The following is a 9,137-nucleotide window of genomic DNA, read 5'->3' on the forward strand; positions in this document are numbered from 1 at the left end:
GGGATTCGGCGCTCGCCTTTAGCCTCGCTGAGCACCCCCCAGGCGTAGGGGGACCTCTCCCCTACAACCCCTCAGTGCCCCTGGCCCGCATTATTCACGAACGGGGTGTCTTCGTGAATAATGAGTCCCGCCGCTGCGGCGGGACTCAAGGCTAGCCCTGAGCGACGCCCCGCAAATGCGGGGCGGAGTCGAAGCCCGGAGGGCAGATTATTCACTTCTATGTGAATAATCCGGGCTGGCGGAACCCTGGGGTGCTTAGGGAGATTTAGTTGGAGGGGCACTAGTTGGTACCCGGGCGGTCCTTACGGCAGATCCAAAAGAATCAGCTCTACCTCCCCCTTCGCTCGGACCGAGAGTTCCGGCTCGTCAGCGATCCGTGCCTGGTCGCCTGCGGCAGTCGCAATTCCGTTAATGACGAGACTGCCAGCGATGACAAAGAGATAGGCCTTGCGTCGTAACCTGCTCTTATGGGTCACTCCTTGCCCATCCCTCAGGTGGGATACGTAGATTGTGGCATTTTGGTCTATGGTGAGCGTCCCCGGGATGTCGCCGGCAGAAACGACGGGCAGAAGCCTCCCACTTCGGTCCTCCAGTGTGGATTTGCGCTGTTCCCACCGGGGATCTAATCCCTTCGTTCGGGGAATGATCCAGAGTTGAATGAAGTGGACCGGGTGCTCATTAGAGTGATTGTACTCGGAATGGGCGATCCCCGTGCCTGCCGACATCACCTGCACCTCGCCAGGATGGACAATTCCAATGCTTCCCTGATTGTCCCGGTGTTCTAGCTCCCCTGCGATGACGTAGGTGACAATCTCCATGTCACGGTGCGTATGGGCCCCGAATCCCTGGCCGGGTCGGACCACGTCATCGTTAAAGACGCAGAGCACACTCCAATTCATGTTGGCGGCGTCGTAGTAATCCGAGAAGGAGAAATGCCAATAGGTCGACAACCATCCCCTATCTGTGTGATGTCGTTCCTCGGACTTGATGATTTTTATCATCGTCGCCCCCGTTTTTCCCTTCCTCTGGAGCCATTTTCCTCCCCTTATAGGGAGCCATCGGCGGTTCGCAGAAGACTCAGGATGCCTCTTGGTGACCTCCCTTGACGCTGACGGGTGTCCCCGCTATTGTACCAGTACCTTCAAGAAATTTCTGCGTTCCCCTTGCAGGAGTTGTCCGTGATCTCGAAAAAGGGCTTGCAGAAAAAGGATCACCAATATCTCTGGCACCCCTTTACACAGATGCAGGAGTGGTTTGCGGATGAGCCCCTGATCATCGAGCGGGGGGAGGGCAACTTCCTCATCGACATCGATGGGAACCGGTACCTCGACGGCGTCTCTTCGCTCTGGTGCAATGTTCATGGCCATGGCCGGCGAGAGATCGATGGGGCCATCATCGCGCAGCTGCAACGGATTGCCCATTCGACGCTCTTGGGTCTCTCTCACCCGGCAGCCATTCTGCTGGCGGAGCGGCTGGTGCAGATCGCTCCTTCCGGCCTCGCCAAAGTCTTCTACTCGGACGATGGGGCGACCGCCGTGGAGATCGCCCTGAAGATGGCATTTCAGTACTGGCAACAGAAGAGTTCTGACCGGTTTCGTCAAAAGACCAAGTTCCTGTACTTCACGGGAGCCTATCATGGGGATACCCTGGGTGCCGTGAGTGTGGGGGGCATCGATCTCTTTTACTCCCTGTATAAGCCCCTGCTTTTTGAAGCCACCCCCTTGCCTACCCCTTACGTCTTGGCAGAAAAGGAGGCAGCCCTGGAAGAGGTGCAGCGGATGATTAAGATCCACCATCACGAGGTGGCGGGCCTCATCATGGAACCATTGATCCAGGGGGCAGCAGGGATCCTGCCTTATCCTTCGGGCTTTATGCGAGGGGTCTGGGAACTGTGTCGGGCCAACGAAGTTCTCTTCATCGCCGATGAAGTGGCCACCGGATTCGGTCGGACCGGAAAGATGTTTGCCTGTGAGCATGAGGAAGTCTTGCCAGACCTGCTCGCTGTCGCCAAGGGGCTGACTGGTGGGTACCTCCCCTTGGCTGCCACGCTCACCACGCCGGAGATCTTTGACGCGTTTTTGGGTCCGGTGGACCAAACGAGAACCTTCTTCCACGGCCATACGTACACGGGAAATCCCTTAGGCTGCGCTGCCGCCCTGGCCAGCCTGGAGATCTTCGAGAAGGAACGGGTCCTTGAGCGGCTCCAGCCCAAGATTGCATTTCTGGAAGCGGGGTTAAGAAAACTCCGGTCCTTGCGGCATGTGGGAGAGATTCGCCAGGTGGGATTCATGGTTGGGATTGAGCTGTTCGACGACGTGACGTCGCATCGGCTGTACGCCGTCGCGAAGAGAATGGGGCACCAGGTGATTAGGGAGGCCAGGGGGCATGGCGTTATTATCCGCCCCCTTGGGGACGTCATCGTCTTGATGCCTCCGCTATCCGTCACCGAGGATGAAATCAACTTGCTCCTCGATGCGGTGTATCTCGCCATTAAGACGGTGACCGAGGGCCATGAAAGCCGATGACGACGCAATTTCGAAGTTCGAATTTCGAAATTCGAATTTTTGGGAACGTTGGACCTTGGACTTCATGCTACCATGAACCAACTGGGGCGGATTAATCGTACGTTGCTGTACGGCGAGGGACTCTTTGAGACGCTCCGGGTGTATGCAGGCCGCAAGGTCCCTCTCCTTGAGGCCCACTGTCGACGGATGGCACTCGGGGCAGAATTTTTTGGGTTTCCTTTTTCATCGACGGACTTTGCAGAGGCTGTCGATGGGGAACTCAAGGGGATTCCGAATGAGGCTGACGCTCGGCTCCGGATCACCTTGGAGGTCTGGGGAGCGGAGGGCCCTGAAGAAACCAAGTTTGTCACCCAGTCCTCTCCCGTGAAGCTGACGGACCCTAGCTATCAGGGAGGCGTGCGCCTCGTATCTGCTCCCTTCTCGCGCTTCTCCACCTCTCCCCTGCTGGTCTTCAAGACGACCAATTATTTTGAGAACAGTTATGCTCGCCGGTGGGCGGGACGCCAGGGGTTTTACGATGCCTTGTTTTTCAATGAGCGCGGCGAGGCCACCGAGACGACGACCGCAAATCTCTTCCTGGTCCGGGGGCACTGCCTGATTACACCCCCGGTGTCCGCGGGTCTTCTGCCAGGGATCGTGCGCCAGCACCTCCTGGGAAGTGCCCAGCACAGCGGTCTGGCGTTAGAGGAACGGCCCGTCACGACCGCGGATCTTGAGAAGGCAGAGGAGGTATTGCTCTCTAATGCGGTCGTGGAGGTTCTGCCGGTCAAGGAGATTGCCGGCCTTTTCACAGGGCGCACCACCTTTGAGTGGGCGGGTGCCTTGCGGGCCGCCTATCGAGAGGCCATTTTCGGCCAAGCGAAAGATTGAAGAGCAAAAAGAAGAGTTCGTGCCATATGCTGACCGCTGACGGCTGACTGCTACGGAACGGGATCATGGCCAAGGGCCTTTTCATCACCGGCACAGACACGGGCGTAGGAAAGACCTTCGTCGCAGGGGCCTTGGCAACCCTGCTTCGAGCCCGTGGGATTGATGTGGGCGTGATGAAGCCGGCCGAGACCGGCTGCATCAGGCGGGATGGGCAGCTTCACCCTCAGGATGCGCTTTATCTCAGGGATAAGGCAGAAAGCGTTGATCCACTGGACGAGATTTGTCCGTATCCTCTAGAGATGCCAGCCGCACCATCGGTTGCGGCGGACGCGGCAGGGATCGCCATCGACCTTGACTGGATCGTTGATCGGTTCCATCGTCTGGCCAGGCACCACCAACTAACCCTGGTCGAGGGGGCGGGGGGCCTGCTTGTCCCGCTCACCGATACGGACGATTACACCCACCTCATCCAAAAGCTGCAGATCCCAACACTCCTGGTGGCGCGGGCCTCCCTCGGGACCATCAATCACACATTACTCACGTCGCGCTGGGCCGGACACCTGAAGCTTTCCATCCTCGGAGTTGTTCTGAATAGTCCAACGGGTCCGCCGAGTCCTTCGGAGGAAGCAAACCTCCAGGCGCTCGCCAAGCGGCTCACCACTCCCCTCCTCGGTTGTATCCCCCATCTCCCAGGCCCGACTTTAGATCTCTCCCTCATGGAGAATTCGATCAGAATGGACCGGCTCCTGGAGCTTTTGGAGCTGGGTTGATGCGATCAGAACTCCGGGATAAGGTGGCGGATCTCTTGATGGAGGCGATCCAGCACCCGGAACGGTCGATCCTGCTCTTCTGGCTTCAGGCGTACTGCCAGCTGGTACAAGGGTGTGATCCTCCGACCGTTGCCTTTTCCCGATGGGCGCATTTCGTCCGGCGCCATCAGCAACAGACCCGTTGGTGTCGCGCACCGGGTGAAACCTGGGGGCGAAAGCTGGTCGCCGACTCGAGCCTCCTCCGTTCAGATGAGGTACGTGAAGTCACGATTGTCCCGGAATACCGGAAGGAGCTTTCCGTCATCTGCGAAAAGGCATCTGCCTATTGGAGATTTCTGAAGGAGATGCACCGCCGGTCCTATCCTGAGGGCCTTCCCGGTGTTCTCCAGCAAGCAGCGCTCTTGTGGCAACATCACTTCTTCTTCGAGTTCCATGAGCTTTTGGAGGAAGTATGGATGGAATGGCGGGGCCCCGAGCGTCCCTTCCTACAGGGACTTATACAACTTGGCGTCGCGTTTTATCAGATCCAGCGGAACAATTACCGCGGCGCCATGAGCATGTTCCGGAACGGGTTGGCCAAAGTTGAGCCCCATGCTCCCCGATACTGTGGTGTGGATCTCAAAAAGTTCCTCGAGCAAATTGAGAAATGCCGTCAACGTGTAGCGCGATTAGGCCCCGGTCGCTGCCACCAGTTTGACTGGACCCTCCTCCCTCAACTAGAGGTATCCATGTCGCGGCAGCCGCACGCCGGCACGAGGAGGCGTTAGCAGTCGGCTGTCAGCGTAAGCACAAATAAGATCAGCAATGTCTGCCCGCAAAGCACGACCACAAAGCACAAAGCCTTCTCAAGGCTCGATCAATTCATGCCGAACCCAGAGTTCCGAAAGTTGCATCCGACGGCAAGTGAGATGTTACGGTTCTTGAGGGGAAAACCCCAAGAACATATCTTGAGATCCTCCATGGGGCACTGTATGGACAACAAGCGACTTGACCCCTAACCCCCCTCAAAAGGATCCTTATCTCTCGTGTCAAGATTCCACCCCGGTGGTTGATAAGAAGGGTGAGGAGACACAAAGATGAGTCAAGAGCAGATTTGACCCTTTCCCGCGATCATCCTGATCTCTCCACTCTGAACGCTCTGCTGTAGACTCTCAACTCTGCACTCTCAACCCGCTCTCCGTTTTCGAAATTCGAATTTCGAAATTCGAAATGTAGTAACATGCCCTCAACTCTCAACTATCCGCTAATTAAGTTGACACCAGGGCGGAAACCCCCTAACGTATTGCCAAGATTCCGGCTACGAGCCACGAGCTCTGAGCGACGAGCTGTTGATACGGCCCGCCAAATTGGGAGCACTGGGAGAGCTTGCACGGCTCCCCGGTGCTTTTTGTTTTGAATAACTAAGGCCGAATCCGTATAATTCGTGCAGGGGTTCAGGATGGGAGAAACAGAGATCATTTTCTCCGTAGAGGAGTCGCCGGAGGGCGGGTACGGGGCCAGGGCCTTAGGCCACTCCATCTTCACCCAGGCGGATACCATGGATGAATTGAAGGAGATGGTGCGCGACGCCGTCTGCTGCCACTTCAATGAAGTCGATAGACCTCGCCTCATCCGGCTTCATCTGGTCAAGGATGAGGTTATCCCAGTTTGAAGCTCCCGCGAGACCTTTCCGGGATAGAGCTGGCCTCAGCCCTTCGCCGCTATGGCTATGAGATCACAAGACAGACGGGGAGTCACCTGCGCCTCACCTCAACAGCCAAAGGAACGGAACATTACATCACCATTCCCCGACATAAGCATCTAAAGGTTGGAACCTTAAGTTCCATTCTCGGTGACGTAGCCTCTTACTTGGAGATGACGCGCGAAAATCTGGCGGGGGATCTGTTTGGGCGATGAGATATCGGCGCCACTCTCCGCTCTCAGCTCTGAACCATAAACCATGAACCCTGAACTGTCTGTAGGCTCTCTCTCGACTCTCAACTATCCGCTAATTAGTTGACACCAGGGCGGAAACCCCCTAAAGTATTGCGAAGATTCCGGCTACGAGCCACGAGCTCTGAGCGACGAGCTGTTGATACGACCCGCCAAATTGGGAGCACCGGGAGAGCTTGCAACGCTCCCCGGTGCTTTTTGCTTCTAGCCCTGAGCTCCGTCGAATGGGCTTGCCCTGAGTTTATCGAAGGGCTTGCCCTGAGCCCCTCGACTAAGCTCGGGACAGGCTCCATCGAAAGGGCTTGCCCTGAGCCCTTGTCCCGAGCCCGTCGAGGGATCGCCGAATGGCTTGCCCTGAGCTTGTCGAATGGGCTAAGTCTGCGTATTTTTTGACGATCCTTTCGACAAGAGGTAGATTATTGGCTACGGTGACGCCATTGGGAAGTCCGGGGTGCGACAGCAGCATTGTGAGACATAAGAGTCCCGGATGGGCATGCCAGGCCCCCCGGTGCTCTCTGTTTGATTCACGTATTCAAGCCTGAGCATAATCCAGACACGGCGCCGTATGGAGAACAACGATGACCATGTCACCGGTGCTTAACCAAGAAATCTTCGACGATCTGGTGCAGCGGATCGTTCAGGCCGTTCACCCTCGACGGATCGTCCTGTTCGGATCGGCCGCGAGGGGCCAGATGGGGCCGCACAGCGACCTGGATGTTCTCGTCGTCATGCCGGATGGGGTACATCGGAGGGAGACGGCCCGGCGGATTTACCGGGCGCTGTCGGGCCTGGGTGTCGCGAAGGACGTTGTCGTGGTCACGGAATCAGATGTCCGACGATTTGCGGACGAACCGTCGCTCGTGATTTGCTCGGCGCTCAAAGAGGGCAGGGAGCTGTACTGTGCCGCCTGACCGGCAGATGCCGGGTTCTCCGGAAGACCGCAGACAGGAATGACGGATCCAGACATTCACCGAACAAACCGTAGACTTGGTGGTGACACCATGAACAAGAAGACAAAAAAAGACCGGGTGCTTCAGATGTTGAGGAAACGACTGCCTGATCTGTACGAAAAATATGGGGTGCGGCGGATCGCCCTTTATGGCTCCTTCTCCCGCGATGCCCAGAGGGCGAAAAGTGATGTGGATTTGCTGGTTGAACTGTCCAGGCCGCTCGGGTTTGAGTTCGTGGAACTGGCAGAGTACTTGGAGAGAATACTTGGGAGAAAAGTTGACCTCGCGACTTTTGAGACCTTTCGTCGTAGCAAACAAGACCCACGAAGGCGACACGTCGCTGAACACATCGAAAAGGACCTCGTCTATGTCGAGTAAACGGCGAGATCCGGATTATTTCAGCGATATTCTGGAGGCAATGCAAAGGATCATCTCCTATACGGGCGGACTGTCCTACGAGCGGTTCATGGAGGACAGGCGAACGCAGGATGCTGTCGTCCGGAACATAGAGGTCATCGGCGAAGCCGTAAAGCGACTTTCGTCTTCCCTCAAAAAGCAACATCCGGCCATTCCCTGGAAGGACATGGCCGGCATGAGGGACAAGGTGATTCACGACTACTTCGGCATCAACTACGACATTGTCTGGACTGTTGCAAGCGAAGAGATTCCGAAGCTGCTGCCAAGCATCGCGAGCGTCCTGGAAAAACTCCGGGGATAATCCATGCCAAGGACACGGGTAGTGGGGGCGAGGGCTTGAGCTACCGAATTGGCGCCTCAAACTTGAACTCACAATCTGTGATGTCAAAAGCTCTCAACTCTCAACCCTCGACTATCTACGGACTCCTTGCCCCGAGCATGGTCGAGGGGTCGACTATCGAATGGATCGAATGGGACCAAGGGGTCAAGTCGCTGGTTGGCTGAACTTCCCTCCTCTTCGCTGCACAATGCCACCTTAATAAAGCGCTGCAGCGGACGGTGCACGAAGCTGCGCCTCCGACGGGCTTCGTCCGTTATGCGCCCAAATGGACCAAGGGGTCAAGTCGCTGGTTGGCTGAATGGACCAAGGGGTCAAGTCGCTGGTTGGCTGAACTTCGCTCCTCGACGCCGCACGCAAGACCGGCCCTGGGTTACCATGCCCGTCGTCACCCTCCGCCTTATCACCTAGGAGAGGGGAAGAGGGTCAGGTCTTGATCTTGCACGCCCAACGCCCGGCCCGACGCGGGCCGCGGCCAGGGAAAACAGGTTGACACGGTCACGGTAAACGGTAAAGTGAAGCGAACTGGCGTTGGAGTTACGGCAGGGCGAGCAATATGACGCCTGAGTTCAAGTCTGGACTCATAGTCGGAATCATAGGCGCCCTCGTCGCTGCTGTGCTGGGTTTCTTGCTGGCAGCCGTGTGGGATTTATGGAAAGAGAAGAGGCGGCTCGCCAGGGAACGGGTACGGGCGGTTTCAATATTACGCAGCGAAATTGTCTCTAATCTAGCCCTGCTCGGCCACAGTCGTGAGATCCTCACCAAAGACATAGAAGCGGCAAAGGCGAACCAAGAGGTTCCAGTACCCGTTCATCTTCTTTCTAGCCGTGCCTGGGAGGCTATTCACCTAACTGGCGCCCTCTCCGGGCTTCAACCGGAACTCGCAAATAAACTGGAGCAGGTGTGGGAGATTTGGGGTCGGGCTTGCGATTTGCTATTTGAAGCCTTTGTCGCGGGGTGGGAGCGCGCAACAGGCGAGGTGAGCAAATGGCAATGCGTCACGACACGCGCGTGAGCTTCTCTTTCAGCCAAAGGTTGACAAGGGTTTCTGTCGTGATCCCTTGCCGACGTGCCTCCTGCCGAAGTCCGCTGGCAAGCTCTCCAGCTACCGGGCAGTAAACCTTTTTTGACTGAATCTTGACCGCGGCACGGACCGCTGGCATCTGATCGGCATAATCCGCCGTACTATGGGTATCCCAGAACTCCCAAAACTCTTCGAGGGATCGGAAATTCTCTGGGAGAGAATCTCGCTGCAACCGCTTTCTCTTACTTTTTGGCATAGCTTCTCCTCTCTTTTTCATCCATATCCCGGGCACTCAAGATCAGAGCCTCGCCT

Annotated in this window: 12 protein-coding genes; 10 read left to right on the plus strand and 2 right to left on the minus strand. The window is 56.8% G+C overall.

Annotation, left to right across the window (positions count from 1 at the left end):
• Positions 1-302: 302 nt before the first annotated feature.
• Positions 303-1,001, minus strand: coding sequence for a pirin family protein (locus O6929_13575; protein ID MCZ6481408.1), 699 nt, complete (start codon positions 999-1,001; stop codon positions 303-305).
• A gap of 177 nt (positions 1,002-1,178) precedes the next feature.
• Between O6929_13575 and bioA the strand changes: the two genes are divergently transcribed.
• From bioA to O6929_13625, 10 genes are all read left to right on the plus strand, one after another.
• Complete coding sequence (gene bioA, locus O6929_13580) at positions 1,179-2,525, plus strand: adenosylmethionine--8-amino-7-oxononanoate transaminase (GenBank protein ID MCZ6481409.1); 1,347 nt, start codon at positions 1,179-1,181, stop codon at positions 2,523-2,525.
• 72 nt (positions 2,526-2,597) lie between these two features.
• Entirely contained in the window at positions 2,598-3,395 is a 798-nt protein-coding gene (locus O6929_13585; protein MCZ6481410.1) for an aminotransferase class IV, read from the plus strand.
• Positions 3,396-3,460: 65 nt separating this feature from the next.
• Entirely contained in the window at positions 3,461-4,165 is a 705-nt protein-coding gene (bioD, locus tag O6929_13590) for a dethiobiotin synthase (protein ID MCZ6481411.1), read from the plus strand.
• Positions 4,165-4,932, plus strand: coding sequence for a DUF309 domain-containing protein (locus tag O6929_13595; protein ID MCZ6481412.1), 768 nt, complete (start codon positions 4,165-4,167; stop codon positions 4,930-4,932). Before bioD ends, O6929_13595 begins: the two co-directional genes overlap by 1 nt.
• Before the next feature lie 671 nt (positions 4,933-5,603).
• Positions 5,604-5,816, plus strand: coding sequence for a 2-oxoisovalerate dehydrogenase (locus O6929_13600; protein ID MCZ6481413.1), 213 nt, complete (start codon positions 5,604-5,606; stop codon positions 5,814-5,816).
• Positions 5,813-6,061: a type II toxin-antitoxin system HicA family toxin gene (locus O6929_13605; protein MCZ6481414.1), complete on the plus strand. Its 249-nt coding sequence runs from the start codon at positions 5,813-5,815 to the stop codon at positions 6,059-6,061. Before O6929_13600 ends, O6929_13605 begins: the two co-directional genes overlap by 4 nt.
• A 614-nt stretch (positions 6,062-6,675) precedes the next feature.
• Positions 6,676-7,008, plus strand: coding sequence for a nucleotidyltransferase domain-containing protein (locus tag O6929_13610; GenBank protein MCZ6481415.1), 333 nt, complete (start codon positions 6,676-6,678; stop codon positions 7,006-7,008).
• Between the two features lie 90 nt (positions 7,009-7,098).
• Positions 7,099-7,425 (plus strand): nucleotidyltransferase family protein, encoded by a 327-nt coding sequence (locus O6929_13615; GenBank protein MCZ6481416.1) that lies wholly within the window; start codon positions 7,099-7,101, stop codon positions 7,423-7,425.
• Positions 7,415-7,765: a DUF86 domain-containing protein gene (locus tag O6929_13620; GenBank protein MCZ6481417.1), complete on the plus strand. Its 351-nt coding sequence runs from the start codon at positions 7,415-7,417 to the stop codon at positions 7,763-7,765. Before O6929_13615 ends, O6929_13620 begins: the two co-directional genes overlap by 11 nt.
• Positions 7,766-8,357: 592 nt before the next feature.
• Entirely contained in the window at positions 8,358-8,816 is a 459-nt protein-coding gene (locus O6929_13625) for a hypothetical protein (protein MCZ6481418.1), read from the plus strand.
• Here the strand turns inward: O6929_13625 and O6929_13630 are convergent.
• The gene (locus tag O6929_13630) at positions 8,800-9,081 is read right to left on the minus strand and encodes a CopG family antitoxin (GenBank protein MCZ6481419.1); all 282 of its coding nucleotides are present in this window, start codon (positions 9,079-9,081) and stop codon (positions 8,800-8,802) included. The genes O6929_13625 and O6929_13630 overlap by 17 nt on opposite strands.
• Positions 9,082-9,137: the final 56 nt, after the last annotated feature.

The sequence above is a fragment of the Candidatus Methylomirabilota bacterium genome (assembly GCA_027293415.1).
GTDB lineage: Bacteria > Methylomirabilota > Methylomirabilia > Methylomirabilales > CSP1-5 > CSP1-5.

Bases quoted from the DNA above. Each gene is read 5' to 3' on its own strand.
- O6929_13620 (MCZ6481417.1), top strand. From the start codon at position 7,415: ATGTCGAGTAAACGGCGAGATCCGGATTATTTCAGCGATATTCTGGAG.
- O6929_13625 (MCZ6481418.1), top strand. From the start codon at position 8,358: ATGACGCCTGAGTTCAAGTCTGGACTCATAGTCGGAATCATAGGCGCC.
- O6929_13630 (MCZ6481419.1), bottom strand. From the start codon at position 9,081: ATGCCAAAAAGTAAGAGAAAGCGGTTGCAGCGAGATTCTCTCCCAGAG.
- O6929_13595 (MCZ6481412.1), top strand. From the start codon at position 4,165: ATGCGATCAGAACTCCGGGATAAGGTGGCGGATCTCTTGATGGAGGCG.
- O6929_13585 (MCZ6481410.1), top strand. From the start codon at position 2,598: ATGAACCAACTGGGGCGGATTAATCGTACGTTGCTGTACGGCGAGGGA.
- bioD (MCZ6481411.1), top strand. From the start codon at position 3,461: ATGGCCAAGGGCCTTTTCATCACCGGCACAGACACGGGCGTAGGAAAG.
- O6929_13575 (MCZ6481408.1), bottom strand. From the start codon at position 1,001: ATGATAAAAATCATCAAGTCCGAGGAACGACATCACACAGATAGGGGA.
- O6929_13600 (MCZ6481413.1), top strand. From the start codon at position 5,604: ATGGGAGAAACAGAGATCATTTTCTCCGTAGAGGAGTCGCCGGAGGGC.
- O6929_13615 (MCZ6481416.1), top strand. From the start codon at position 7,099: ATGAACAAGAAGACAAAAAAAGACCGGGTGCTTCAGATGTTGAGGAAA.
- O6929_13610 (MCZ6481415.1), top strand. From the start codon at position 6,676: ATGACCATGTCACCGGTGCTTAACCAAGAAATCTTCGACGATCTGGTG.